This is a genomic window from Paenibacillus sp. GYB004 (genome assembly GCF_036577605.1).
GTDB classification, from domain to species: Bacteria; Bacillota; Bacilli; order Paenibacillales; family NBRC-103111; genus Paenibacillus_AB; species Paenibacillus_AB oceani.
Genome location: NZ_JARBDB010000030.1, coordinates 132,881 through 158,169, shown reverse-complemented (window position 1 = coordinate 158,169; position 25,289 = coordinate 132,881). Strand labels below are relative to the sequence as shown.

Here is a 25,289-nt window from a genome sequence, read left to right as displayed (position 1 = left end):
CATGGCGGCGACACCAATCGGATAGGAAAGGAAGCGAAGTACGGTGAGTTCCGAGTTCGTCATACGTTTAGCCGGAGAAGCCGTGTACACCGTGCTGAAGGCCAGTGCTCCGATGTTGGTTTTGGCGCTGGTCGTCGGTCTCATCGTCAGTGTCTTCCAGGCGGCAACTCAAATTCAGGAACAGACCCTTGCATTCGTTCCGAAAATTGTGATCGTCCTGCTGTCCGTTCTCGTGTTCGGACCGTGGATTTTACAAACACTGATCGACTACACGTACAATTTGCTGGACAACTTGTACAAGTTTATAGGGTAAGGCGATTTTATGGAAGCATGGATTCCGTTTCTGCCCAACTGGCTGCTTATTTTTTGCAGGATTACCGCTTTTCTGCTCGCATCGCCCGTATTCTCCACCCGCGGCGTTCCCGCCCAGTGGAAGATCGGCTTGGCGGCGCTAATCGCATTTCTGACGTTTGCCTCTGTCGGACTGAAGGAACCGGCAGACATTGACGGATTGTTCGTCGTATCGATCATTCGGGAAGTGCTGGTCGGACTGCTTCTCGGTTTCACCGCTTATTTGTTTTTTACGGTCGTGCAGATCGCCGGAGCGTTCATCGATATTCAGATGGGGCTTGGCATCGCCAACGTAATCGATCCCATGACCGGCGCGCAAAGCCCGATCATCGGCAATTTTAAGTTTATTATCTCGATCCTTCTCTTTTTGTCTTTTAATGGTCATCATTACTTGTTCGACGGCATTATCAAAAGCTATCAATGGATTCCGCTTACGAACGAACTGTTCGCCCGCATTCAGCAGGGAGCGGTTCACGAATTTCTGCTTCGCTCGTTCTCCGACGTTTTCGGACTTGCTTTGCAAATGTCAGCGCCGCTCGTAGTCGCATTGTTTCTGACGGACGTGGGACTCGGGATTTTGTCCAAGACGGCGCCGCAGTTCAACATCTTCGTCGTAGGCGTGCCGATCAAAATCATTGCCGGTTTTTTGCTGCTGATTCTTGTATTGCCCGGATTTATATTTTTGTTTCAGGATTTATTCGGCATGCTGTTCCGGGCGCTCGACCAGCTCGTGAACGTAATCGGCACTGCGCCGGAACCATCTTAGCTTAGCACTGGGGGAAAATGACGACCGTGCCGCGATTTGCGTTACCTCTCGACTTGCAGCTGTTCGCCGGTGAAAAAACGGAAAAAGCAACCCCGAAAAAGCGGCAGGATGCCCGAAAAAAAGGGCAGGTCGCCAAAAGCATGGAGCTTCCTTCCGCGATGATCCTGTTTTCGGTCATGCTGCTCTTGTTCGGATATGGCACGATTATGAGGGACAAAATCGAAAATATGTTCGTTGTCTCGTTTTACGACTATATCAACATGGAGATGACGACGGACAATATTTCGATTATATTCGGCCGGCTTATATTCGAGGGACTGCTGCTGCTCGCACCGATATTCGGAATAGCCGTCGTAATGGCAGTCGTGGCGACCTTCTCGCAAATTGGCTTTTTAGTAACGACAGAAACGCTTAAAATGCAGTTCAACAAGCTCGATCCGATTAAAGGGCTCGCCAACATGTTCAAGATTCGCGCTTTGGTGGAGCTGCTGAAATCGATTTTGAAGCTCACCGTCATCGGGCTTGTCGTCTTTTTTACGATATGGAACGAAAAAGATCAGTTTATTCAGATGGCGTCTTGGCCGGTCATCCATACGTTTTCTTATACGGCCAGGCTTATTCTGATGCTAGGCGTCCAAATCGCCGTACTTCTGCTCATTCTCGCGCTGTTTGACTTCATCTACCAGCGTTATGAAATGGAAAAAAATTTGAAGATGTCCAAGGACGAAGTGAAGCAGGAATACAAAAATACCGAGGGAGATCCTCTGATCAAAGGGAAAATCCGCGAGAAGCAGAGGCGTATGGCGCTACAGCGGATGATGCAGGACGTTCCCAAGGCCGACGTAGTCATCACGAACCCGACGCACTTTGCGGTTGCGATCCGGTATGATCCGAAAAAAGCGGAAGCTCCCGTAGTGATTGCCAAGGGGATGGATTATATCGCACTCAAAATCAGGGAGGTTGCCGAAGAACACGGCATTGTCCGGATGGAGAACAAACCTCTCGCGCGCGCTTTGTACAATCAGGTGGAGATCGGACAATCGATACCGGCGGAGCTGTTTCAAGCGGTCGCGGAAGTGCTGGCATACGTGTATAAGCTGAAAGGCAAAGATCAACCGGGGAGGAGGACCAAGCCATGAAGACGAGAGATCTAATCATCCTGACAGGCATCATCGGGATCATCCTCATGATGGTTGTCCCGATCCCGATCATGCTGCTAGACTTTTTGCTCATCATTAATATCTCGATTGCTCTCATTATTATATTGATTGCGATGAATACGCAGGATGCTCTCGACTTCTCGATCTTTCCGACCTTGCTGCTGATTACGACCTTGTTCCGGCTGGCGCTTAACGTATCGACGACCCGTATTATTTTAAGTGAAGCGGAAGCGGGAAGCGTAGTCGGCACATTCGGTTCGTTTGTGGCCGGAGGCAATCTGGTCATCGGGTTCGTCGTCTTCCTTATTCTCGTTGTCGTTCAGTTCATCGTTATTACGAAAGGTTCCGAGCGGGTTGCGGAAGTCGGAGCGAGATTTACGCTCGATGCCATGCCCGGTAAACAGATGGCGATTGATGCAGACCTCAACTCCGGTCTGATTAACGAACAGGAAGCGAAGGACCGTCGTAAAAAAATCGAACGGGAAGCGGATTTTTACGGAGCGATGGACGGAGCAAGCAAGTTCGTTAAAGGGGACGCCATCGCGGGAATTATTATTTTGCTCATCAACCTGATCGGCGGTTTCATTATCGGAGCTACGTATCACGACATGAGCATGATGGAATCGCTGCAGACGTTCTCCGTACTTACGATCGGGGACGGTCTCGTCAGCCAGATTCCGGCGCTGCTGATCTCGTCCGCGGCAGGCATTATCGTCACTCGCGCCGCTTCGGAAGGCAACCTGGCGACAGACTTGACGGCTCAGTTGTTCAGTTATCCGAAGCTGTTGTACATTGTGGCGGGCACTGTGCTTTTTCTCGGCCTGTTCACCCCGATCCATCTGATCACTACAGCTCCGATCGCCGGACTGCTAGCTTTAGCGGCTTACCGGATGCAGCGGAATTTGTCGCAAAAGGCTGCGGAGACGGAGCAGCTCGTAGAAGAGCAGCAGATCGAGGAAGTGCGGAGTCCGGAAAGCGTCGTGACGCTGCTGCAGGTCGATCCGATCGAGTTCGAATTCGGTTATGGACTGATCCCGCTGGCCGATACGAACCAGGGAGGCGATTTGCTCGACCGGATCATTATGATCCGCAGGCAGTGCGCGCTCGAGCTCGGACTGGTCGTGCCGGTCATCCGGATTCGCGACAACATCCAGCTTAGACCGAACGAATACGTCATTAAGATTAAAGGGAATACGGTAGCTCGCGGCGAGCTGCTGCTGAATCATTATTTGGCTATGAGCCCGGGCATCGACGACGATTCGATTATGGGAATCGATACGACGGAGCCGGCATTCGGCCTCCCGGCATTGTGGATTGATGAGAATATGAAGGAGCGGGCGGAACTGTCCGGTTATACGGTCGTTGATCCTCCTTCGGTAGTCGCCACCCATTTAACCGAAATTGTGAAACGCCACGCCCATGAGCTGCTGGGCCGCCAGGAGACGAAGCTGCTGATCGAAAACGTCAAGGAAACGTACCCGGCGCTGGTGGACGATCTCGTGCCGAACGTGCTGAACGTGGGCGACATTCAAAAAGTGCTCGCCAAGCTGCTCAAGGAAAAAATATCGATCCGCGATCTCGTCACCATTTTCGAAACATTGGCCGATTACGGAACGTATACCAAGGACCCCGATATTTTGACCGAATATGTCCGTCAGGCGTTGTCGAGACAAATTACGAACCAATACGCGAACGGTCTGGATTCTCTCAAAGTAGTCACGATCGGACCATCGCTGGAGAAGAAAATTGCCGACAGCGTTCAGCAGACGGAGCACGGTTCTTATTTGGCGCTCGACCCGGTCGCTTCCCAGACGATTCATCAGAAAGTAACGGAGCAGCTGACGAAACTCGTTCAGCAAGGACAGCAGCCGGTCATTCTGGCCTCGCCTACGATCCGGATGTACTTGCGGCAGCTGCTGGAGCGCACGATGCAGGATATTACGGTGTTGTCTTATAGCGAGCTGGAGCCGCAAGCTGAAATTCAGAGCGTAGGGGTGGTGAATTTATGAGGGTGAAACGATATGTGGTCGACTCGATGCCGGATGCCCTGCAAAAAATTCGCACAGACCTCGGCAAGGACGCCGTCATTCTGAATACGAAAGAAATTCGTTCCGGTGGGTTTCTCGGTCTGTTCGGTAAAAAGAAGATCGAGGTCATCGCCGCTACCGATGCGGGTCAAGCTCAGCCGGCACCGCCTGCGATGTCCCCGGCCGCCATCAAGACGCCTCCTGCAGCGGAAGCTCAGCTTGCTAAGCTGATTGAGGAAGCTAGCGCGGCGGCCGCTAAAAAGTCGGCAGCCGTTCCTTCCGCCCCAACAGCGTTGATGGAAGAGCCGGTGATTCCCCCCATAGCGAGGCCTTCTCCGGTCCGTGAGGTTCGAGAAGGTCGAGAGGTCCGCGAAGTCCGGGAGCGCGGCAAAGAGGATCTGCTGCTCGACGAGATCAAATCGATGAAAGAGATGATGAGCAGGCTGACGGCTTCAGCCGTAGAAAGACCTCGATATCCGGAACCGCTTCTCAAGTTCGAGCGGCTGCTGCTTGAGCACGAGGTATCGCCCGATCTGGTTGAGAAGCTGCTCGGCAAAGCGGCAGAGGAGTTTGAAGGCGAATTTTCTCCGAAAACCGACGAGTACGCCTACGAGCTGATCAAGCAGCAACTGAAACAGATTTTATACTCGCCTTATAACAAAGGGATTGCAAGTGATACGCGGATCGCTCATTTCGTCGGCCCGACCGGCGTCGGCAAGACGACTACGATTGCCAAGCTGGCCGCGGAGCAAGTGCTGAAGGAAAAACGCAAAGTAGGCTTTATTACGTCCGATACGTACCGGATTGCGGCGGTCGAGCAGCTCAAAACGTACGCCAACATCTTGAATGTGCCGCTGGAAGTCGTGTTTTCGCCTCAGGAGCTGGCAAGAGCGTTTCAGTCGCTGCAAGATTGCGACATCATCTTTATGGATACAGCCGGACGCAATTTCCGCAACCAGATGTACGTATCGGAGTTGAACGCGCTGCTCCAGTCCAAGGGCAAAGGCGAGACGTTTCTTGTACTGAGCTTATCTTCGAAGTATAAGGACATGAAGGCGATCACGGACAATTTCGCCAAGTTCCGGCTGGACAAAGTATTGTTTACCAAGATGGACGAGACGAACTCTTACGGTTCGATCGTCAACCTGCTTTACGATTTCCCGCTGCAGCTGTCTTACATCACAAACGGCCAAAATGTGCCGGACGACATCGTAGAGACGAACGAAGACCGGTTGATTGATCTGCTGCTGGAGGACCGCGAGTGATGAGCGATCAGGCGCAAAGACTGCGCAATCTGATTCGTTCCCAGACGGAGCCACAGTCGTCATCAACCCGGATTCTTACCGTCACGAGCGGCAAAGGCGGAGTCGGCAAATCGAACTTCACCCTGAACTTCGCGCTTACCTTGCAAAAAAGCGGGTACCGGGTATTGGTGTTCGATGCCGATATCGGCCTGGCCAATATCGATGTATTGATGGGGATCAACTCCACTTACAGCTTGTACCACCTGCTCAAACGCGAGAAAACGATATGGGAAATTATTAATAAAGGCAGCAACGGCTTGGAATATATTGCGGGAGGCTCCGGCTTCAACGATTTGATGCGGCTCACGGAGGCGGAAATCGATTATTTTGCCGAGCAGGTCAATCTGTTGAACGGTTATGTCGATTACATCATCTTCGATACAGGCGCCGGCTTGTCCAAGGAGACGCTCAGATTTATTGTCGCCGCCGACGAAACGATAGTAGTGACGACACCGGAGCCTACCGCGATCACCGATGCTTATGCAATTATAAAAATGGTTCACTCACTCGGACACGAAGTAGACTTCAAGCTGGTCATTAACCGGGTTACCGAGCTGCACGAGGGGAAGCAGACGGCCGACAAGATCAGTCTGGTCGCCAAACGGTTTCTGGGCATTCACATCCCGACTCTAGGTTTTGTGGATGACGATCCGAATGTCATGAAAGCGGTGAAGCAGCAAACGCCGTTTACCGTCGCTTATCCTGGCAGCGCCGCGTCGAGAAGCATCGAGCGGCTGGTCGGCCGGTACGTGACCGGGCAGATGGCACCGGAGCCGCAGCAGCAAAGCGGTGTTAAAGCTTTTTTCAACAAAATGAGGAAACTTCTGAAATGAAATCAAGTCAACCGCGATACCGATGACATCAGGATGAGGTGAGGCTCGTGAGCAAGATTAGGGTGTTGGTTGTCGACGATTCCGTCTTCATGCGCAAAATTATCACCGACATGATTCAAGAGGACGCCAGGTTCGAAGTGGTGGACACCGCCAAAAACGGCTTGGAAGCCGTCGACAAAACGAAACGGTTAAATCCCGACGTTATTACGCTCGATATCGAAATGCCCGAGATGAACGGACTGGAAGCTTTAAAGCGGATCATGGCGGAGCATCCCGTTCCGGTCATTATGCTCAGCAGCTTGACCGAGGAAGGGGCGAAGGAAACGATCGCCGCTCTGGAGCTGGGAGCGATCGATTTCGTACGAAAGCCGTCGGGCTCGATCTCGCTTGATTTGTTTAAAGTGAAGTCTTTGTTGATGGAAAAATTGTCGATCGCCATTCAGACGCGGGTGTCCAGGGCGATGCCCGCTCCGCGACCGGCACCGGCTCCGGCTCCGAATCGGGCTTCCATATCCGCACCGGTCATGAAGCCGCCCGTCTCCGCCGGCTCGAAGGAACTGATCGATTCGATGCCGGCTTCGCGGATTGACAAGCTGGTTGCGATCGGAACGTCGACAGGCGGCCCCCGGGCGCTGCAGCAAGTCGTGACCGGTCTGTCGGAAAAGTTTCCCGCTCCGATTCTTATCGTTCAGCATATGCCGCCGAATTTCACGAAATCGCTGGCGAATCGTCTCGACGCGACATCCCGGATCCGGGTAATCGAAGCGTCGGACGGCGACCGGCTGCGAAACGGCGTTGCTTATATAGCTCCAGGGGGATGGCATATGATCGTCAAGAGGGACGATGCCGGTTACAAAGTCCGATTGACGAAAGACGATCCCCGAAGCGGCCATCGGCCGTCGGTCGATATGTTATTCGAATCGCTGCTGCCGTTCCGGGAGCTGAAGCGCCATATCGTGCTTATGACCGGTATGGGCAGTGACGGCGCTAAAGGGATGCAGGCGCTCAGACAGGCTGGAGCTGTATCCACGATTGCGGAATCCAGCGAAACGTGTGTCGTATACGGGATGCCGCGAGCCGCAGCGGAATTGAACTGTCTCACTCACCAGCTTCCGTTGTATCAGATTGCCGCAAAGCTAAACGAGCTTGTACAAAGTCAGAGCTGAGTGCCTCGGAAGCGGCCGGCTGGCCGCGGGAACTCATTTTCAACGCACAGCACCAAACCGGGTGCTGCAACACTATACCGTTAACAGGGGGTGTACGACGAATGGAAATGAATCAATACTTGAGCATGTTTATCGATGAATCCCGGGAGCACTTGCAGGCGATGAACGAAAATATGCTGAAGCTGGAAGCTAACCCGGAGGATATCGGCATCGTGCAAAGTATTTTCCGTTCGGCGCATACGCTGAAGGGGATGTCCGCGACGATGGGATTCGAGGATCTCGCTTCGCTCACGCACGAGATGGAGAACGTGCTCGACCTCGTCCGCAACCACAAGCTGGCGATGAACCCGTTTATTTTCGACGCAATATTCAAAAGTTTGGACTCGCTGGAAGCGATGGTGGAAGACATCATCAATGGCGGAACGGGGCAGGCCGACGTCAGCGCGATCGTCGCTACGCTGAAATCGATTGTGTCCGGCGATTACGAAAAAAGCGGCTCAAGCGGCGGGAGCCCGGCGGCAAGCGCGCCGGCGGAAGCGGAGCTGGACGAGTTCCAATATTCGATCCTTCTGCAATCGCTGGAATCCGGACATCAGGTCTATTACATACAAGTATCGATTGAAGAAACTTGCGTCTTAAAAGCGGCACGCTCTTATATGGTATTTAATTTGCTGGAGCAAAACGGGGAAATCGTCAAATCGACTCCGTCTGTGGAAGACATCGAGAAGGAGAAGTTCGACAACTCGTTCACTGTCTATTACTTATCCCAGCTCAGCAAGGAAGAGCTGGAGAAGCAGGTCGGCAACATCAGCGAGATCCAGTCCGTTGTCGCGGAGAAGCTGGATGAAAACAGCCTGAAGCTGAAAATGCAGCAGTCGCAAGCTCAGGCGTCTGCAGCGGCGGCATCGCAAATCGCCGAAGCCTCGCAGCAAACTGCAGCGACGGCGGTATCGGCGGCGCCGAAGGCCGCCCCTAGCGGCGGCGGAGCAGTTGCCTCGCGGACAATCCGCGTCGATATCGAGCGGCTCGATGTCCTGATGAACCTGTTCAGCGAGCTGCTGATCGACCGGGTCCGGCTGGAGCAGCTGGCCAGCGAGATTCACAGAAGCGATCTGACCGAGACAGTGGAGCATATGGCCCGGGTCAGCAGCGATCTGCAAAATATCGTGCTGAAGCTGCGGATGGTGCCGGTCGACAACGTATTTAACCGGTTCCCCCGGATGGTGCGGGATCTGGCCAAATCGCTCGACAAGAAGGTCGATCTGATCATTACCGGTGCGGAGACCGAGCTTGATCGCACGGTCATCGACGAGATCGGCGATCCGCTCGTCCATCTGCTGCGTAATGCCGTCGATCATGGCGTAGAGACGGTGCCTGAGAGAATCGCCGCCGGCAAGCCCGAGACGGGTACGGTCAACTTGCGTGCGTTCCACAGCGGCAACCACGTCTTTATCGAGATTGAAGAAGACGGCAAAGGCATTAACCGCGACAAGGTGCTCGCTACCGCGCTAAAACGGGGAATCGTCACGCCGGAGCAGGCCAAGACGTTAACGGACGAAGAAGTGTACCGGCTCTTATTCGCCGCCGGATTCAGTACGGCGGACAAAATATCGGACGTATCCGGCCGGGGCGTCGGGCTGGACGTCGTCAAGACGAAAATCGAGTCGCTCGGCGGTCACGTACAGATCGATTCCAAACCTGGCGCAGGCACGAAATTTTCGGTACAGCTTCCTTTGACGCTGTCGATCATTTCGGCGATGCTGATCCGTCTCGGGGACGAGAAATATGCGATTCCGCTTTCTTCCATCGTAGAGACGGCCGTTATTCAAAAAGAGGACATCCGCAGCGTACACGGAAACAAAATGATGGATTTTCGCGGAGGGTTTATTCCGCTGCTGTCCATCAGCAAGTTGTTTGAAGTTACGAGCTACTCGGAAGACGATGAGACGGAGACGGAGATCGTCGTAATCCGCAAAGGGGACAAGCTGGCCGCGCTCATGGTGGACGAATTTATCGGTCAGCAGGAAATCGTGCTCAAATCGTTAGGCAAATATTTGACGAATCTGTTCGCCGTATCCGGAGCGACGATACTGGGCGACGGGCAAGTCGCGCTTATTATCGATCCGAACGCGTTAATCAAATAAAAGGAGGCACCTATCATGGGAGAAGAGTTAAAAGTTATCGTATTCTCGCTTGCTCATGAGCAGTACGGCGTCGAAGTGGATAAGGTCAAAACGATCGAACGGATGCAGCCGTTGACGCGCGTGCCGAAAACGCCGGCATTTGTCAAAGGAGTTATCAATCTGCGCGGGGTCGTCGTTCCTGTTATCGATCTGCGCGGCCGTTTCAATTTGCCGGAGGCCGATTACACCGACAACTCGCGGATTATTATCGTAGCCGTCAAAGACCTGGAAGTCGGGATGATTGTCGATACGGCGAACGACGTTGTCGATGTGGACAGCGATGCAATCGAACAGCCTCCGGAGATCGTCGGCGGAATCCGGGCCAAATATTTGCGCGGGCTTGCCAAGTTGAAGGACGACCGGCTGCTAGTGCTGCTTAATCTGGAGGAAGTGCTGAATAAAGCGGAGATTGTACAGCTGGAACAGCTTGGAGACTAAACGACCTATGACCGAATTGGGCAGCATCGCAGACTATCAACTTGACGTTCTTAAAGAAATCGGAAATATTGGCGCGGGCAACGCTGCGACGGCGTTGTCCAAGCTGCTCGATAAACCTGTCGACATGCAGGTGCCGCAAGTCAACATGCTTCCTTTCGAAGATATTATCGAAGTGCTCGGCGGGTCGGAGCAGATCGTGCTCGCCATCTTCCTGCGGGTTACCGGCGAAGCTCCGGGCAATATGTTCTTCATTCTGACCCAATCGTCAGCCAAGCTGCTGCTTCAAAACTTGGCGGGAATCGAAGTGGAGGACGAAGAGCAGTATTCGGAGATGGAACTGTCCGCCTTGAACGAAATCGGCAATATTTTGGCGGGATCGTACTTGTCTTCGCTCGCGGACTTCACGAAGCTGAGCATGTCGCCCTCCGTCCCCTCGCTTGCGATCGACATGCTGGGTGCCGTAATCAGCTACGGTCTTATGCAGTACGGGGAGATGGGGGACAAGGCTTTGTTTATCGATACGAAGTTTTTTGACGGCAGCGACGCCGTAGAAGGACGATTTTTCCTCGTGCCCGATCCCGAGTCGTTCCACAAAATTTTCACAGCGTTGGGAGTACCCGTGGAATGACCGAACTGCTCATAAAGGTGGGAATGGCTGATTTAAATGTAACGACCGGAACGGGCGTTCTCAAAACGACCGGGCTCGGGTCCTGCGTAGGCGTAACGATTTACGATCCGAAGGCGAAGGTGGCCGGTATGGCCCACGTCATGCTGCCTTCCTCGGATATTGCCAAGGAAGGCAGTCTCAATATCGCCAAATACGCCGACACGGCGATTCCCGAGATGGTGAAAAGAATGCTCAATCTCGGTGCGGTCAACTCGCGGCTCGTCGCGAAGATGGCCGGCGGCGCTCAGATGTTCGCGTTCAGCACGTCCAACGACACGATGCGGATCGGGCCGCGCAATGTCGAATCCTGCAAGGAACAGCTCAAACTGTTTTCCATACCGGTACTGGCGGAGGATACGGGAGGCAACTTCGGCCGGACGATCGAGTTTCATACGGACACCGGAGTTCTCGTCCTGCGCACCGTACAACAAGGAGTAAAGGAACTGTAGCTATGATCGGATCGTATCGATGGAACCTGGTTTTAGGAACGCTCGGTTTTGCGCTGACGTTTATCCTTTCAATCGAATACAACTTTTTTTGGCGGACGCTGATGAGCAGCGTTTACAGTTTCCTCATTATATTCGTTGCAGCCTTCGCGCTGCGCTGGATACTGGGAACGCTCATCGGGTTGAAGCCGCAGCCCGTTTCGGATTCCGGGCAGCCTATGGAATCGCAGCTTCCGGACGAACCGGTCGGCCAGACGGTGGATACGGCGACTCCGGACGATCAGGACCAATTAAACGAAATGTTGAAGGAACAGTTAAACCGCTCCGATTCGGAACCTTTCGTGCCGCTTCAGCCCAAGAAACTGGCCACGGTGCAGGAGACGGAAGCTCAGGAGCTGGCGCAAGCCGTAAGGCATTTGACAGAAAAGTAAGAGGAGTGCGTGCGGAATGATTGCACTGAAGCAATCCCCCTTGTCCAATATCGGCGTATGGAAACAATGGAAAAGTGACGGTTTGCTTTCGGCGAAGCAGGCGCTGATCGAGCATTATTTGCCGCTCGTGGATTATGTGGTCGGCCGCCTCCTCATCGGATTGCCCAAAACCGTCTCTAGGGACGATTTATCGAGCTATGGTATAATGGGATTGATCGACGCGATCGAGAAGTTTGACTACGAGCGCGGACTGCAGTTCGAGACGTACGCGTCTTGGCGCATTCGCGGCGCGATCATCGACGGGCTGAGGCAGGGAGATTGGGTCCCGCGGTCCGTCCGGGAAAAGGCCAAAAAAATCGAGGATGCTTATCAGAAGCTCGAACAGCACTACTTGCGCTCTGTGACCGATGCCGAGATCAGCGCTTATTTGGAAGTCAGCGAGAAGGAGTTTCAGCAGATGCTCCAGGAAATCTCGATTACGACGGTATGCTCGTTCGACGACCCGATTAAGGAGGAAGATTCGGAAACCCGGTTATCGCTGATGGTCGATGAAAAGGCGAAAAACCCCGAATACAAAGTCAACGAATTTTTTCTGAAGGAGTCACTTGCGAAAGCAATCGATAAGCTGACGGAGAAGGAGCGGACCGTCGTTTCGCTGTTTTATTACGAGGAGCTTTCGTTGAGCGAGATTGCGGAAGTGATGTCGTTATCCCCGTCGCGCATCTCCCAGCTTCATTCCAAAGCGGTGCTGAGGCTGAGAGGATCGCTGGGAAGATGGAAAAATCAATTGCTCCAGCAATAGCGGGAAGTAAAACCAAGGAGGAATCACATTGTCCACCGAAAAGTCTTTGGACCACTTATTAACTGTGAGCCTAGCCGAGGACAAAATGTCAGCCTCCATCCAAGTCGTTTCGCTTCCGGACTCTTTTCCTTATACGGTTAACGACATTATTGCTTTTCTTCATAAGAATGACGTGCGAAGCGGAATTCAGCCAGATATCGTCAATCGACTCATCCAAGATCCGAAGCCGTTCTTTCAGACCAAAACCGTAATAGCCACCGGCGAACTTCCGGGAGCGGGAATCGACGGATACGTGCGAAGCCTGCATGAAATGGATGCAGCAGCGACAAAACCGGCGGAGCTTGAGGATGGAACCGTCGACTATAAGGAAGTGACCCGGCTGTCGAACGTCCGCAGAGGGCAGCTGATCGCCGAGCGGGTTCCTCCCAAGGAAGGAACCCCCGGCAAGACGGTGACGGGCGAGCCGATTCCCGGCCGGCCGGGCAAAGAAAGCCGGTTCAAAATAGGCAAAAACGTCGTAGCTGACGGCGAGCAGAAAGCGCTTTATGCCGCAATAGACGGAATGGTCGTCAAGACCGATCATGACAAAATCAACGTGTTTCCCGTATTTGAAGTGAACGGGGACGTCGATTACCGGATCGGGAATATCGACTTTCTGGGAACCGTCGTCATTCGCGGTAACGTCCTATCGGGCTTCAAAGTGAAGGCGGCCGGCGACATCCGCATTACCGGCGGCGTTGAAGGGGCTGAAGTGGAAGCGCTCGGCTCGATTGAGATCAGCGCCGGTGTTCTGGGTCATAATAAAGCGGTTATTCGCGCAGGCGTCAATCTAAAAAGCTCGTTTATTCAGGACGCGGTTATCGAGGCTGGAGGCAACGTTCACGTCTCGCAAAGCATCCTGCACTCCCAAGTCCGGGCAGGGCAGCACGTATATTGTACCGGCCCGAAAGGACTGATCGTAGGCGGGACGATCCAGGCGGGAGAGAAGGTAGTTGCCCGAACGATCGGCAACTCCATGTCCACTCCGACCGCGATCGAAGTCGGCGTGTTGCCGGAGCTGCGCAACGAGCTCTCTACGCTGCGTCAGCAGCTTCGCAATGTGCAGGATGGTCTGGATAAGACGGACAAGGCATTAACGCTGCTTGACCAGCTTGCCGCCGCCGGATCGCTGACACCGGAGAAGCTGGCTATGCGGATCAAGCTGTCCCATACGAAAAAACAAGCGACGGACGAACAAATCGCTTTCCGCGAGCGCATTCTCGAGATTGAAAAAACGCTCGAAGACACGGAACGCGCCAAAGTGGAAGTGATCTCGATGGTATACGGCGGGACGAAAATCGTAATCGGCCGATACACCCGCTTTGTTAAGGACGCTACGCCTAGAGTCCATTTCATGTACTCCGAAGGCGATATATCGATGCTGCCTAACGGGTAACTTCTCCCGTACAGCCTGAACTGAAGGCGTCCTCGGCCCGCAGAAAGCCAATACTCCGCACTGGAGGGGAAAGCATGAGCCTTAGATCAGTTGAGATGCAAATCGCGATACCGCGCACAAGCGAAGCGGCCAGCGTGCAAAACCAGTTGTCGCAAAAGCCGATGTATGATCAGGCGGCGCTGGCTGCCAAATCGACGGAACAAAAGGAACGTCAGCTTCAGCAAAGCGCCAAAGTGGACGAGGCAGCGGAGCCGCAAATCCGAGACGACCAGCAGAGAGGCTCGAAGGGAAGAAGGGACCGTTCGGGCGCCAAGTCCAATACGGGCAAGAATAATCAGGCCGGAAGCTCCCCGGGGAGCGGTCATCCGTACAAGGGGCATCATATTGATTTTTCTTTATAATGCGAGTTCAAAAAGTCCGGTTTTCAGCACCGAGAAGATGGGATGAAGCTAGGAAATGAGGAGCGGAGCGTAGTGGGAACTACGTGAGCACCGGAAGTTCTGGCTGAATTCCATATTCGATGTCGAGCAGGATTCCTGATCCGCTTCGTGATCAAAAGTGGACTTTTTGAACAACCTCTTATAATTGGTCAGAAGAAGGTGAACAAGCAGCATGGATCCCTGGCTGTATATCGTGTTGCTCGGATTGGTCCTCATCGTCTATGCGAAGCTTGTTCCGAAGAAAGAGCCCGCGGCAAAGCAGACGAATGTAATGAAAGAAATCGAAGACACGATGGAGCTTTTCTCCGCAGAGCTGGAAGAGGAGAACAAGCAGCTTCTCGGGCTCGTCTCCGGGATGAAACAAGAGCACGAAGCCCATACCGCGACTTTGCTCGGCCGGATCGAAGCGCTCGAACAGCAAAATAAAGCGGTTAACGAGCAATTAAGCATTCTGCTGGACCAGCGAATACGGAAAGAACCAGTCCCGGCTGCCGCCGGCGCAGAAGCTCCTGTCCTGGACGCCTTTCCGGTTGCCGCACCTTTGGCGCAGCAGGCCGAGGAACTGGCCGTTCAGCCGGAACCGGTGCCCGCAAGTATCCGCGACCGGTATCCCGACGTTTTCCGGTTATACGAGCAGGGTAAATCGACCGAATATATCGCCAAGAAGCTGGAAATGAACAAAGGCGAGGTTATGCTGATCATCCAGCTCGCGAAGCAGGAGGACCAGAGCCGTGTTTAAAAATAAAGGTTTCGTGTACGGCCTAGGGATCGGCCTCATCGCCGGAGCGGTTATGCTGCAGCTGATGTTCAAGGTGGACGAGATGGAAAACCGCACGATCCGGCAAGGGGGACCTGCCGCCGTCGATCAGCTTCAGGCCGAGGCGGACAAGCTGAACTACAAGGTTGTTCCTAAAGACCAGAAGACGTACTCCGACAAAGACATCGAAGCGATCCGTCAGAAGGCGTCCGAGGAAGAACGCTCGAAGCTCGCCGCACAGCCGGTTCCGCAGCAGGTTCCGCCGAAAACGGTAAGCTCGGTGTACATTACAGAGCAGATGAACGCGTATCATGTAGCCGATATGCTGCTCAAAGCGAATCTGATCGCGGATTCGAACGGCTTTGTCACCGCTTTGCGGGACAAAAAGTTGACGACGCGCATACGTGCAGGGTCGTACTCGTTTGAGGGCGGCGCCTCGGTGGACGATATTATTTCGAGGATAACGATAGCGAATCCATAGACCGTTTTTCGCCTTGCAAGCGAATCCGGTCTATTCGCCGTGCGATCCGGGAGCGGTCTGAAGCAGGAAATCCGCGGCTCGCGTCGAACCGCTACGGTAGGAAGATGCGATGAAGTCGGGAGGAGGATGTACGATGGCTGTGTATACCGTTCATTTTTATTTTATCGGCGGAGGAAGCCACCAGATGGAAGTTCAGGCTGATACGTTTTCGCAAGTATCGATGAGCATTACGCATAACCGCGACGGTTGGTTCGGCAAGCAAGGGGACTTGATTCAGTTGCGTAATGTGGAGCGTGTCCAGATTGCCGAGTCGGACGACGGCCGCTACAGAACGGGCAGGTTTTAGCCGCTTTGTCGAAAGCTAGCGGATTCGGTTGCAAACCCTATTTCGGATATGGTATAGTAATTGACGGTGTTAAACCACGCACGCCATTCAATTTCTTTGAAGGTGCTCACGCTCCTGTCCGGGGGATGAGTCTCAAAGAAAGATGCGACTGGCGGAGGAAACCCAAAACCAATTTAGAGGAGGTGTGTGAAGATGGCAGTAATCTCCATGAAACAGCTTCTAGAAGCTGGGGTACACTTCGGTCATCAAACCCGTCGCTGGAACCCGAAAATGGATCGTTACATCTTCACCGAAAGAAACGGCATTTACATTATCGACCTGCAAAAAACGGTCAAAAAAGTGGAAGAAGCGTACAACTTCGTAAAATCGGTCGCTGAAGAAGGCGGCACGATCCTGTTCGTAGGAACGAAGAAGCAAGCTCAAGATTCCGTTAAAGAAGAAGCAGAGCGCAGCGGCATGTACTACATCAACCAGCGTTGGCTCGGCGGCACTCTGACGAACTTCTCCACGATCCAAAAACGGGTTAACCGTCTGCATGAGCTGGATCGTATGGAAAGCGACGGAACGTTCGATCTGCTTCCTAAAAAAGAAGTTATCATTCTCCGCAAAGAAATGGAACGCCTGGAGAAATTCCTCGGCGGCATCAAACATATGAAGCAATTGCCAAGCGCGCTGTTCGTTATCGACCCGCGTAAAGAGCGCATTGCAGTTGCTGAAGCACGCAAATTGGGTATTCCGATCGTCGGTATCGTTGACACGAACTGCGATCCGGACGAAATCGACTACGTCATTCCGGGCAACGACGACGCGATCCGCGCCGTGAAGCTGCTGACAGGCAAAATGGCCGACGCCGTTATCGAAGCTCATCAAGGCGAGCAAACGACAGCTTAATTGATCGGTACAACGAAAGGGTGGTTAGAAGGTTATATAACCTCTCGCCGCCCTTTTTTTAAAGAGAATATTCGATCGTTCACAACTCCGGGCAGAACGGGGTAATTTAAGGGAGGTACGACGGAAATGGCAGTATCGGCACAAGCAGTTAAAGAATTGCGCGAAAAAACCGGAGCAGGCATGCTCGATTGCAAAAAAGCTTTGGAAGAAGCAAATGGAGATCTGACAAAAGCAGCCGAGCTCCTTCGTGAGAAAGGGTTGTCCGCAGCAGCTAAAAAAGGCGACCGCATCGCAACCGAAGGTCTCGTGGAATCTTATATTCATGCAGGCGGCCGGATCGGCGTGCTTGTCGAAGTCAACTGCGAAACCGACTTCGTTGCCAATACGGATTCGTTCCGCGAATTCGTCCGCAGCATCGCGATGCAAATCGCAGCTACAAGCCCGCTGTACGTCGGTCGTGAAGAAGTACCGCAAGAGGCGCTGGACAAAGAGCGCGAAATTTTGAGAAACCAGGCTCTGAACGAAGGCAAACCGGCTCATATCGTCGACAAAATGGTAGAAGGCCGTCTTTCGAAATATTACGAAGAATATTGCTTGCTCGAGCAGCCATACATTAAGGATCAGGACAAAACGGTCAGCATGCTGCTGAATGAAAAAGTGGCTACGATCGGCGAGAAAATCGCGATCCGCCGTTTCGTTCGTTATGAGCTGGGCGAAGGTATGGAGAAAAAGCAAGACAACTTCGTGGAAGAAGTTATGGCTCAAGTCAAACAATAAGGTAGCGTCCGGACAACCAATACCAGAGATTATTCGGTATTGGTTGTCCCATAACTGCCCGACAAAAGGAACACAGGCACAGCGTGTTCCTTCTTTTGTAACGGAACCGGCATAGGAGGAGACCATATTGGAACGACCGAAATACAAACGAGTGGTGTTGAAGCTTAGCGGGGAAGCGCTCGCTGGTCAACAAGGATACGGAATCGACTCCGCCATGATTTCAGAAATCGCCGCTCAGGTGAAAGATATACACGAATTGAACGTGGAAGTGGCTATCGTCGTCGGTGGGGGCAATATCTGGCGAGGTATCGCCGGCAGTGCCAAAGGAATCGACCGGGCTACTGCGGACTACATGGGGATGCTGGCAACGGTGATGAACTCGCTGGCGCTGCAAGACGCCCTGGAGCAAATCGAAGTTCCGACCCGTGTTCAAACGTCGATCACGATGCAGCAAGTAGCGGAGCCATACATTCGCCGCAGAGCGATTCGCCATCTCGAGAAAGGCCGCGTCGTTATTTTTGCAGCGGGAACCGGCAATCCTTACTTCTCGACGGATACGACTGCAGCGCTCCGTGCGGCTGAGATCGAAGCGGAAGTTATCCTTATGGCCAAAAATAAAGTGGACGGCGTCTACAGCGCAGATCCGTTCAAAGATTCGAATGCCGAGAAATTCGAAACCCTCACTTATATGGAGATGCTCAACAAAAACTTGGGCGTAATGGATTCAACAGCATCGTCGCTCTGTATGGATAATAATATTCCTTTGCTCGTATTTTCCATCACCGAACGCGGAAATATTAAACGGGCCGTATTGGGCGAGAAAATCGGAACGATTGTGAAAGGGAGTGCACATTGATGCCGCAGTCCATTAAGAAAAATGCGGAAGAACGTATGGAGAAAGCGATTGGAGCGCTCAAAAGAGAACTGGCTGCTTTGCGCGCAGGACGCGCCACCCCGGCTCTGCTGGATCGCATCCAAGTCGAATATTACGGTTCGATGACGCCGGTCAATCAGCTGGCGAATATTAATACGCCCGATTCCCGCACGCTTATGATTCAGCCGTGGGACAAGTCTTCCATGGGCGCGATCGAGAAGGCGATCTTAAAGTCGGAGCTGGGTCTTACTCCTTCCAACGACGGCAGTGCGATTCGTCTCAGCATTCCGCCGCTTACGGAAGAACGCCGCGGGGAACTCGTCAAAATGACGAAGAAATATGGCGAAGAAGCGAAAGTGGCGATCCGCAATATTCGTCGCGATGCTAACGATGAGATTAAAAAACTCGAGAAAACGACGATTTCCGAGGACGAATCCCGCCGTCATCAGGACGATATTCAAAAATCCACAGACAAGTTCATTGCTGAAACGGATAAAGTGCTGGCGGCCAAAGAGAAAGAGATTATGGAAGTGTAACAGCAGGGATCAAGGCCCCCCGGTATCGAAGGGGGATTTTTGTGTTCGCTTCGAACAGGGGTGTGTGGGTACTATGTTCCATCTTTTCAAAAAGGCGCAATCCGACCGGAGCGTAAACAATATCGGGCAATTGCAGCCGGACAATATTCCGGGTCATATCGCGATTATTATGGACGGAAACGGCAGATGGGCCAAAAAACGGGGCTTGCCCCGCATCGCCGGGCATCATGCGGGCATGAAAGCCGTAAAACGGACTACGATCGCGGCGGACGAACTGGGAGTTAAAGTGTTGACACTGTACGCCTTTTCCACGGAAAACTGGAAACGTCCCCGCGAAGAAGTCGACTTTTTGATGAAGCTGCCTCAGGAATTTTTGGCGCTTGAACTCGATGAACTGGTCGAGAAAAACGTTCAGGTCCGACTGACCGGATGGAAGGAAGGGCTTCCCGGCCACACGCTGGAAGCGGTGGAAACGGCGATCGAACGAACGCAAGGCAACAACGGCCTTATCCTTAATTTTGCGCTCAATTATGGAAGCCGCCACGAAATCGTAAATGCCGTCCGTGAAATCGCCGAGCAAGTGAAGCGGGGAGAGCTGAACGAAGAGGACATATCCGAATCGATTCTCTCCAGCAAGCTGCTTACAGGCAATTTGCCCGATCCCGACCTGATCATCCGGACGAGCGGAGAAATTCGGATCAGCAACTTCATGTTATGGCAGATGGCCTATTCCGAGCTTTGGTTTACCGACATTTATTGGCCGGAGTTCACCGAGCGGCATCTGATGCAGGCGATCGGCGAATACCAGCGCCGGGCTAGACGATACGGAGGCCTGTAGCACGTTTTTCGGACGGAGGAAATCGGTTGAAACAACGAATTATTACCGGCGTCGTCGCAGGTGCCGGGTTTTTACTATTTCTCGTTCTAGGCGGTTTTTATTATACCGCCTTGATTTTGCTGCTCGCAGCTGTCGCTTATTTCGAATATACGCGTATGAACGGTCAGCCGCAAATACGCTTAATTACGTTGCTCGGATACCTATCTACGCTGTACATCGCGTTTCCTTGGGAGGAATATCCTGAGTGGAAGGCGCTTTCCTACGAATCGACGGCGTGGCTGGCTCTATTTCTCATGTTCGCGGTGACGGTTATATCCAAAAACAAAGTGACGATCGACCAGATTGCGCTTGTGCTTCTTGGCGCTTTGTATATCGGTACAGGCTTTCATTACATGATAGCGACGCTTCTGGGCACGAACGGCCTTTACTGGACCTTGCTTCTGTTCGTATGCGTCGTGGCGTCCGACACGGGAGCCTATTTCACAGGGCGCGCGTTTGGGAAGCGTCCTTTGTGGCCTACCATCAGCCCCAAAAAAACAGTGGAGGGAGCTTTGGGCGGAATCGCCGTTTCGATTGTTGCTGCACTCTGCTTTTCTTTATATGCTCCTTCTCTGTTGTTTTGGGGAAGCGCCATCGGGCTCGGGCTCGCGATCGCGGTCGTCGGTCAGATGGGCGATCTGATCCAATCCGCCTACAAACGAATTCGCAATATTAAAGATACCGGCGCTATCCTGCCGGGGCACGGGGGCGTGCTGGACCGCTGCGACAGCTGGCTGATCGTCTTTCCGTTCGTCCACCTGCTGTCTCTTATCCCGCAGTAACCGGCCATTTAACGGAGGTGCCATAGAGGCATGAAACGAATTTCTTTACTGGGCAGCACCGGATCGATCGGCACGCAAACGCTGGACGTGATATCCCGCTATCCCGAGCAGTTTCAAGTCGAAGCGCTCGCAGCGGGGCAGAACGGGGATCTGGTGGTCGAGCAGGCGAACCGGTTCCGGCCCAGGCTCGTATCCGTATCTTCGAAGGAACTGGCGGATACGGTAATCCCGCGGCTCCCGGCCGGAACGGCTGTTGTGTACGGAGAGCAGGGGCTGATCGAAGCGGCGGCCAACAACGATGCGGATATGGTCGTCACGGCGATTGTCGGAAGCCAGGGATTAAAGCCGACGCTAGCTGCAATCGAAGCCGGGAAACAGATCGGTCTCGCCAACAAAGAAACGCTTGTAAGCGGAGGGCATCTCGTCTCGGCTGCGGCGCTGCGCAAAGGCGTGCAAATATTGCCGGTAGACAGCGAGCATTCCGCGATTTTTCAATGTTTAAACGGCGAATCGATAAAATCGGTCCGGAAAATCGTCCTGACCGCTTCGGGCGGTTCCTTCCGTGACCGTACGCGGGAGCAGCTCGCAAACGTTACGGTGCAGGAAGCGCTGGCCCATCCGAACTGGTCGATGGGAGCAAAAGTGACGATCGATTCGGCTACAATGGTCAATAAAGGGCTGGAGGTCATCGAGGCACACTGGCTGTTCGGCCTAGCGTACGAGCAGATCGAGGTGCTCATCCATCCGGAAAGCATCATCCACTCGTTCGTCGAATACGAAGACCGCAGCATCATCGCTCAGATGGGACTGCCCGATATGCGAGTTCCGATCCAGTATGCGCTTACATATCCGGACCGGTACGTCTCTCCCGTTCAATCTCTGGATTTGACGGAGCTTGGCAAGCTGCATTTCCGTACGATGGATTTCGATCGTTTTCCTTGCCTGCGTATGGCTTTTGAATGCGGAAAGACGGGCGGAACGATGACGACGGTATTTAATGCGGCGAACGAGGTCGCCGTAGCCCGGTTTTTGGCCGGTGAAATCACGTTCCTCGGCATTGAGGAAGTGATCGAATCGGTGATCGGGCGCCATCAGCCGATCCGGCTTCCGGCTCTGGAAGAAATCGACGAAGCGGACAGCTGGGCCCGCCTGGCTGCCGGTGAAATACGGGTGTAGGGAAAGACCTCCGACTTCAGGTTCTGATCCTTGCGGCTTGCTTGTATTATAGTAAAGAATAATGTTAATCTTAGTACAGGCTGAAACAAGAAACTGCGATACGATCGCAGCCCGAGCTTTACGGGATAAGCGCCGCGGGAGGAAGATGCTGTTGTCACCTCAGGTCATATTTCAGATTGTGCTTATGTTTTTCGTACTTGTGACGATCCATGAATGGGGACATTATTATTTCGCGAAACGGGCCGGTATTCTCGTGCGCGAATTCGCTATCGGTTTCGGTCCTAAGCTGTTTTCGTTCACGCGCGGGGAGACTCGCTACACGCTTCGTTTGCTTCCGATCGGCGGTTTCGTACGGATGGCGGGCGAAGACCCGGAGATCGTCCAGATTCAGCCGGGCCAGACGATCGCCGTCGGTCTCGAGCAAGGACGCGTAAGCCGGATTTACCTCGATCAGCTGGATCAGAGAACAGGTGTGGTCCAAGGAACGGTAGAGCAGATCGACCTGGAGCATCAGCTCAGCGTGAAGCTGGATGTGGACGGGGAGAAGCTGACCTATGCCGTAGATCCTGCCGCGTTTATGATTACAAAAGGCAAAGAAGCGCAAATCGCGCCTTGGGACCGGCAGTTCGGAAGCAAGACGGTCGGACAGCGGGCGTTGTCGATATTCGCCGGGCCCCTCATGAACTTTATCCTGGCATTCGTTTTGTTCGTGACCGTCATGTTTTTGGCGGGAATGCCGACCAATGTGAAGATCGACCGGGTAGAGCCCGACTCTCCCGCCCAGAAGGCGGGGCTGCTCGCCGGGGATATTATCACGCAAGTGAACGGACAGCAGATCGGTTCCGCACCGAGCGAATTAACGGGCCTTATTCGCGGCTCGGAGAACAAGAAGATGGACTGGACCATTTTGCGTGGCGGGCAGGTACAGCTTCTGCAAGTAACTCCAGAATTAAAAGAGAACACCGTATTAGTCGGTGTACGGCTGACCGCCGATACGCGGACAACGACAATCGGCGAGGCGTTATCTGGCGGTTGGAACAATATGGTCGAGGCTACGAAACAAATTATGATCGGCTTCAAGACGCTGGTGACGGGACAGTTTAAGCTGGACGATCTCGGCGGTCCGGTCCGGATTGTGGAAGTGACCGGGGAGCACGCAAGCGCAGGGCTTCCGCAGTACACGTTCTGGTGTGCCGTCTTTAGCTTATATTTGGGGATATTCAATTTATTGCCATTCCCTGCGTTGGACGGCAGCCGACTAGTTTTTCTCGGTCTCGAGGCAGTCCGTGGAAAGCCGGTCGATCCGAATCGGGAAAGCATGGTCCATTTCGTTGGCTTTGCGATGATGATGCTGCTTATGATTGCCGTTACGTACAACGACATTTTGCGCTTGATCAAAGGCTGAGGCCATCCGGCAGGACACAAGCGATTGTGTCCTGTTGCCGGTTTACGGCGATGCAGGCACTACGCTTACGCTTAGCGGCAAATAGGAAGACCATTTAATTGCTATCTTCGGTCTTACGAAGCTTTTTATGACGATCTAGCCGAGATATGCTAAAATGGCGTAATAGAGTCACTTTCCATCGTCTTCACGACGCAGCTTTTTTACGAAAAGCTCCGATTATCTTTAGGACGTCAGCTTTTCTTCAAAAAGCTAAGTTTATCCTTAAGACGCAGGCTTTTTTTACAAAAAAGCCCAAGTTTATCCTTACGACGCAAGCTTTTCTACGAAAAGCTCTCAGGAGGCCCAGTCGCTCATGTCCAAAGAAAAACAATTTGTTAAAGAAATTACGCCTCAAGCCGAAGATTTCTCCCGCTGGTATCTCGACACGATCAGCAAGGCGGAACTGATGAGTTATTCGCCGGTTCGCGGTTGCGTCGTTCTTCGTCCCGACGGTTACGAGATTTGGGAACATATACAGCGCGAGCTGGACCGCAAGTTCAAAGAAACCGGCCATCGCAACGCTTACTTCCCGCTGTTCATTCCGGAGAGCTTCTTCCAGAAAGAGAAAGAACACGTGGAAGGCTTCAATCCCGAACTGCCCTGGGTGACGGAAGCGGGGGGAGAGAAGCTTGAAGAGCGGCTTGCCATCCGTCCGACCTCGGAGACGATGATCGGCCATATGTACTCGAACTGGATCAACTCGTATCGCGACCTGCCGGTACTGATCAACCAGTGGGCCAATGTAGTGCGCTGGGAAAAGCGGACCCTGCCGTTTTTGAGGACGACGGAATTTTTGTGGCAGGAAGGCCACACGGCCCATGAGGACGAGAAGGACGCCCGCGAAGAAACGATGCGGATGCTGGAAGTATACCGCGAATTCGCGGAAAACTTCCTGGCGATTCCGGTCATCGTCGGACAGAAGACGCCTTCGGAGAAGTTCGCCGGCGCTGTGGACACGTATTCCATCGAAGCGATGATGAAGGACGGCAAAGCGGTTCAGGCAGGAACTTCCCACTACTTGGGAACCAATTTCGCACAGGCGTTCGATATCAAATATTTGGACCGGAGCAACGAGCAGCAGTATGTACATACGACGTCCTGGGGCGTCAGTACACGTCTGATCGGCGCGCTGATTATGGTGCACGGGGACGATCGCGGACTGGTGCTTCCGCCGAAGGTCGCTCCTACGCAAGCTGTCGTCATCCCAATCGGCCCTCCGAAGACGCGCGATCAGGTCGTGCCGCGCGCCGAAGAGATGTTTTACGAGCTTAAACGGGCCGGTATCCGCGTGAAGCTGGACGATAACCCGGATCAAAGCCCGGGCTGGAAATTCAACGAATACGAAATGCGCGGAGTACCGATCCGCATCGAATTCGGACCGAGAGATATGGAGAACGGACAAGCGGTGCTCGTCTCCCGCGTTACCGGGGAGAAACGTCCGGTGAAGCTCGATGCGATCGTAGACGAAGTGCAGAAGCTGCTGGAAGAAGTCCATCAGGCGATGTATGACAACGCCAAGGCGTTAATGGAAAGCAACTTCAAATCGCTCGACACGCTGGATGAGATGAGAAGCTTCCTGGAGGCGCAGCGCGGGTTCGTCCTCGCCGGCTGGTGCGGTTCGGACGTATGCGAACGTCAAGTCAAGGAAGAAACCGGGGCGACGAGCCGCAATATGCCGTTTGAACCGAAGGAACACAAGTCCGCATGTATCGTGTGCGGCTCCAAAGCGGAACATACGGTCGTTTACGGCAAATCGTATTGATCGGTTCGGCAATGACCCCAAGAAGGGACATGGATGAGCTTCCGGCTTTCATCCGCTTTTTGGGGTCATTTTTTGTCCCGGCATGAGGGACGACGAGTGCCCATGAACCGGCAGGAAGGAATTCCCCTGCCTATGAA

Annotated in this window: 27 protein-coding genes; all 27 read left to right on the top strand. The window is 53.3% G+C overall.

The window, feature by feature from the left end; translation table 11 throughout:
- The first annotated feature begins 43 nt into the window (after positions 1-43).
- The gene (gene fliQ / locus PV433_RS12795) at positions 44-313 is read left to right on the top strand and encodes a flagellar biosynthesis protein FliQ (protein WP_190927936.1); all 270 of its coding nucleotides are present in this window, start codon (positions 44-46) and stop codon (positions 311-313) included.
- A 9-nt stretch (positions 314-322) separates the two neighbouring features.
- Positions 323-1,117 (top strand): flagellar biosynthetic protein FliR, encoded by a 795-nt coding sequence (gene fliR / locus PV433_RS12790; protein ID WP_332072500.1) that lies wholly within the window; start codon positions 323-325, stop codon positions 1,115-1,117.
- 26 nt (positions 1,118-1,143) lie between these two features.
- Positions 1,144-2,256, top strand: a complete 1,113-nt coding sequence (gene flhB, locus PV433_RS12785) for a flagellar biosynthesis protein FlhB (RefSeq protein ID WP_317891196.1) — start codon at positions 1,144-1,146, stop codon at positions 2,254-2,256.
- The gene (flhA, locus tag PV433_RS12780; RefSeq protein ID WP_332072499.1) at positions 2,253-4,286 is read left to right on the top strand and encodes a flagellar biosynthesis protein FlhA; all 2,034 of its coding nucleotides are present in this window, start codon (positions 2,253-2,255) and stop codon (positions 4,284-4,286) included. Before flhB ends, flhA begins: the two co-directional genes overlap by 4 nt.
- Complete coding sequence (gene flhF / locus PV433_RS12775) at positions 4,283-5,569, top strand: flagellar biosynthesis protein FlhF (RefSeq protein ID WP_332072498.1); 1,287 nt, start codon at positions 4,283-4,285, stop codon at positions 5,567-5,569. The genes flhA and flhF overlap by 4 nt, the downstream gene beginning before the upstream one ends.
- The gene (locus PV433_RS12770; RefSeq protein WP_332072630.1) at positions 5,569-6,441 is read left to right on the top strand and encodes a MinD/ParA family protein; all 873 of its coding nucleotides are present in this window, start codon (positions 5,569-5,571) and stop codon (positions 6,439-6,441) included. The genes flhF and PV433_RS12770 overlap by 1 nt, the downstream gene beginning before the upstream one ends.
- A gap of 47 nt (positions 6,442-6,488) precedes the next feature.
- Positions 6,489-7,607, top strand: coding sequence for a protein-glutamate methylesterase/protein-glutamine glutaminase (locus PV433_RS12765; protein WP_332072497.1), 1,119 nt, complete (start codon positions 6,489-6,491; stop codon positions 7,605-7,607).
- A 101-nt stretch (positions 7,608-7,708) separates the two neighbouring features.
- The gene (locus tag PV433_RS12760; protein WP_332072496.1) at positions 7,709-9,751 is read left to right on the top strand and encodes a chemotaxis protein CheA; all 2,043 of its coding nucleotides are present in this window, start codon (positions 7,709-7,711) and stop codon (positions 9,749-9,751) included.
- Between the two features lie 15 nt (positions 9,752-9,766).
- Positions 9,767-10,228: a chemotaxis protein CheW gene (locus PV433_RS12755; RefSeq protein WP_332072495.1), complete on the top strand. Its 462-nt coding sequence runs from the start codon at positions 9,767-9,769 to the stop codon at positions 10,226-10,228.
- Positions 10,229-10,235: 7 nt separating this feature from the next.
- Positions 10,236-10,856 carry a chemotaxis protein CheC gene (locus PV433_RS12750; protein ID WP_332072494.1) on the top strand — a complete coding sequence of 207 codons (621 nt, stop codon included), beginning with the start codon at positions 10,236-10,238 and terminating at the stop codon, positions 10,854-10,856.
- Complete coding sequence (locus tag PV433_RS12745; protein WP_190927956.1) at positions 10,853-11,344, top strand: chemotaxis protein CheD; 492 nt, start codon at positions 10,853-10,855, stop codon at positions 11,342-11,344. The genes PV433_RS12750 and PV433_RS12745 overlap by 4 nt, the downstream gene beginning before the upstream one ends.
- Positions 11,345-11,346: 2 nt before the next feature.
- Positions 11,347-11,772 carry a hypothetical protein gene (locus PV433_RS12740; RefSeq protein WP_332072493.1) on the top strand — a complete coding sequence of 142 codons (426 nt, stop codon included), beginning with the start codon at positions 11,347-11,349 and terminating at the stop codon, positions 11,770-11,772.
- A gap of 16 nt (positions 11,773-11,788) precedes the next feature.
- Positions 11,789-12,574, top strand: a complete 786-nt coding sequence (locus tag PV433_RS12735) for a FliA/WhiG family RNA polymerase sigma factor (RefSeq protein WP_190927960.1) — start codon at positions 11,789-11,791, stop codon at positions 12,572-12,574.
- Positions 12,575-12,602: 28 nt separating this feature from the next.
- A complete protein-coding gene (locus tag PV433_RS12730; RefSeq protein WP_332072492.1) occupies positions 12,603-14,009 on the top strand; it encodes a DUF342 domain-containing protein in 1,407 nt (468 codons plus the stop codon).
- A 74-nt stretch (positions 14,010-14,083) separates the two neighbouring features.
- On the top strand, positions 14,084-14,410 hold the full coding sequence (locus PV433_RS12725; RefSeq protein WP_190927964.1) for a hypothetical protein: 327 nt from the start codon (positions 14,084-14,086) through the stop codon (positions 14,408-14,410).
- 211 nt (positions 14,411-14,621) lie between these two features.
- Positions 14,622-15,188 carry a DUF6115 domain-containing protein gene (locus PV433_RS12720; protein WP_332072491.1) on the top strand — a complete coding sequence of 189 codons (567 nt, stop codon included), beginning with the start codon at positions 14,622-14,624 and terminating at the stop codon, positions 15,186-15,188.
- Positions 15,181-15,687, top strand: coding sequence for a hypothetical protein (locus PV433_RS12715; protein WP_332072490.1), 507 nt, complete (start codon positions 15,181-15,183; stop codon positions 15,685-15,687). Before PV433_RS12720 ends, PV433_RS12715 begins: the two co-directional genes overlap by 8 nt.
- 133 nt (positions 15,688-15,820) lie before the next feature.
- The gene (locus PV433_RS12710) at positions 15,821-16,033 is read left to right on the top strand and encodes a hypothetical protein (RefSeq protein WP_332072489.1); all 213 of its coding nucleotides are present in this window, start codon (positions 15,821-15,823) and stop codon (positions 16,031-16,033) included.
- A gap of 192 nt (positions 16,034-16,225) precedes the next feature.
- Positions 16,226-16,924 carry a 30S ribosomal protein S2 gene (rpsB, locus tag PV433_RS12705; protein WP_190927970.1) on the top strand — a complete coding sequence of 233 codons (699 nt, stop codon included), beginning with the start codon at positions 16,226-16,228 and terminating at the stop codon, positions 16,922-16,924.
- A 126-nt stretch (positions 16,925-17,050) separates the two neighbouring features.
- Positions 17,051-17,701, top strand: a complete 651-nt coding sequence (tsf, locus tag PV433_RS12700; RefSeq protein ID WP_190927972.1) for a translation elongation factor Ts — start codon at positions 17,051-17,053, stop codon at positions 17,699-17,701.
- 127 nt (positions 17,702-17,828) lie between these two features.
- Positions 17,829-18,557, top strand: coding sequence for a UMP kinase (pyrH, locus tag PV433_RS12695; RefSeq protein ID WP_190927974.1), 729 nt, complete (start codon positions 17,829-17,831; stop codon positions 18,555-18,557).
- Positions 18,557-19,111 carry a ribosome recycling factor gene (gene frr, locus PV433_RS12690; RefSeq protein ID WP_190927976.1) on the top strand — a complete coding sequence of 185 codons (555 nt, stop codon included), beginning with the start codon at positions 18,557-18,559 and terminating at the stop codon, positions 19,109-19,111. Before pyrH ends, frr begins: the two co-directional genes overlap by 1 nt.
- A gap of 73 nt (positions 19,112-19,184) precedes the next feature.
- A complete protein-coding gene (locus PV433_RS12685) occupies positions 19,185-19,949 on the top strand; it encodes an isoprenyl transferase (RefSeq protein ID WP_332072488.1) in 765 nt (254 codons plus the stop codon).
- 26 nt (positions 19,950-19,975) lie between these two features.
- On the top strand, positions 19,976-20,770 hold the full coding sequence (locus PV433_RS12680) for a phosphatidate cytidylyltransferase (RefSeq protein ID WP_332072487.1): 795 nt from the start codon (positions 19,976-19,978) through the stop codon (positions 20,768-20,770).
- Positions 20,771-20,800: 30 nt separating this feature from the next.
- Positions 20,801-21,946, top strand: coding sequence for a 1-deoxy-D-xylulose-5-phosphate reductoisomerase (locus PV433_RS12675; protein WP_332072486.1), 1,146 nt, complete (start codon positions 20,801-20,803; stop codon positions 21,944-21,946).
- A 145-nt stretch (positions 21,947-22,091) separates the two neighbouring features.
- Complete coding sequence (gene rseP, locus PV433_RS12670) at positions 22,092-23,351, top strand: RIP metalloprotease RseP (protein ID WP_442951513.1); 1,260 nt, start codon at positions 22,092-22,094, stop codon at positions 23,349-23,351.
- Between the two features lie 352 nt (positions 23,352-23,703).
- Complete coding sequence (gene proS / locus PV433_RS12665) at positions 23,704-25,152, top strand: proline--tRNA ligase (protein WP_190927984.1); 1,449 nt, start codon at positions 23,704-23,706, stop codon at positions 25,150-25,152.
- The last annotated feature ends 137 nt before the right edge of the window (positions 25,153-25,289 follow it).

What these genes read in the sequence shown, in the direction of transcription:
- rseP (WP_442951513.1), top strand. Translation starts at nt 22,092, where the DNA reads ATGCTGTTGTCACCTCAGGTCATATTTCAGATTGTGCTTATGTTTTTC.
- proS (WP_190927984.1), top strand. Translation starts at nt 23,704, where the DNA reads ATGTCCAAAGAAAAACAATTTGTTAAAGAAATTACGCCTCAAGCCGAA.
- rpsB (WP_190927970.1), top strand. Translation starts at nt 16,226, where the DNA reads ATGGCAGTAATCTCCATGAAACAGCTTCTAGAAGCTGGGGTACACTTC.
- flhA (WP_332072499.1), top strand. Translation starts at nt 2,253, where the DNA reads ATGAAGACGAGAGATCTAATCATCCTGACAGGCATCATCGGGATCATC.
- PV433_RS12770 (WP_332072630.1), top strand. Translation starts at nt 5,569, where the DNA reads ATGAGCGATCAGGCGCAAAGACTGCGCAATCTGATTCGTTCCCAGACG.
- PV433_RS12755 (WP_332072495.1), top strand. Translation starts at nt 9,767, where the DNA reads ATGGGAGAAGAGTTAAAAGTTATCGTATTCTCGCTTGCTCATGAGCAG.
- PV433_RS12675 (WP_332072486.1), top strand. Translation starts at nt 20,801, where the DNA reads ATGAAACGAATTTCTTTACTGGGCAGCACCGGATCGATCGGCACGCAA.
- PV433_RS12725 (WP_190927964.1), top strand. Translation starts at nt 14,084, where the DNA reads ATGAGCCTTAGATCAGTTGAGATGCAAATCGCGATACCGCGCACAAGC.
- PV433_RS12745 (WP_190927956.1), top strand. Translation starts at nt 10,853, where the DNA reads ATGACCGAACTGCTCATAAAGGTGGGAATGGCTGATTTAAATGTAACG.
- PV433_RS12740 (WP_332072493.1), top strand. Translation starts at nt 11,347, where the DNA reads ATGATCGGATCGTATCGATGGAACCTGGTTTTAGGAACGCTCGGTTTT.
- fliR (WP_332072500.1), top strand. Translation starts at nt 323, where the DNA reads ATGGAAGCATGGATTCCGTTTCTGCCCAACTGGCTGCTTATTTTTTGC.
- flhF (WP_332072498.1), top strand. Translation starts at nt 4,283, where the DNA reads ATGAGGGTGAAACGATATGTGGTCGACTCGATGCCGGATGCCCTGCAA.
- PV433_RS12685 (WP_332072488.1), top strand. Translation starts at nt 19,185, where the DNA reads ATGTTCCATCTTTTCAAAAAGGCGCAATCCGACCGGAGCGTAAACAAT.
- PV433_RS12720 (WP_332072491.1), top strand. Translation starts at nt 14,622, where the DNA reads ATGGATCCCTGGCTGTATATCGTGTTGCTCGGATTGGTCCTCATCGTC.
- frr (WP_190927976.1), top strand. Translation starts at nt 18,557, where the DNA reads ATGCCGCAGTCCATTAAGAAAAATGCGGAAGAACGTATGGAGAAAGCG.
- PV433_RS12760 (WP_332072496.1), top strand. Translation starts at nt 7,709, where the DNA reads ATGGAAATGAATCAATACTTGAGCATGTTTATCGATGAATCCCGGGAG.
- PV433_RS12735 (WP_190927960.1), top strand. Translation starts at nt 11,789, where the DNA reads ATGATTGCACTGAAGCAATCCCCCTTGTCCAATATCGGCGTATGGAAA.
- tsf (WP_190927972.1), top strand. Translation starts at nt 17,051, where the DNA reads ATGGCAGTATCGGCACAAGCAGTTAAAGAATTGCGCGAAAAAACCGGA.
- PV433_RS12710 (WP_332072489.1), top strand. Translation starts at nt 15,821, where the DNA reads ATGGCTGTGTATACCGTTCATTTTTATTTTATCGGCGGAGGAAGCCAC.
- PV433_RS12750 (WP_332072494.1), top strand. Translation starts at nt 10,236, where the DNA reads ATGACCGAATTGGGCAGCATCGCAGACTATCAACTTGACGTTCTTAAA.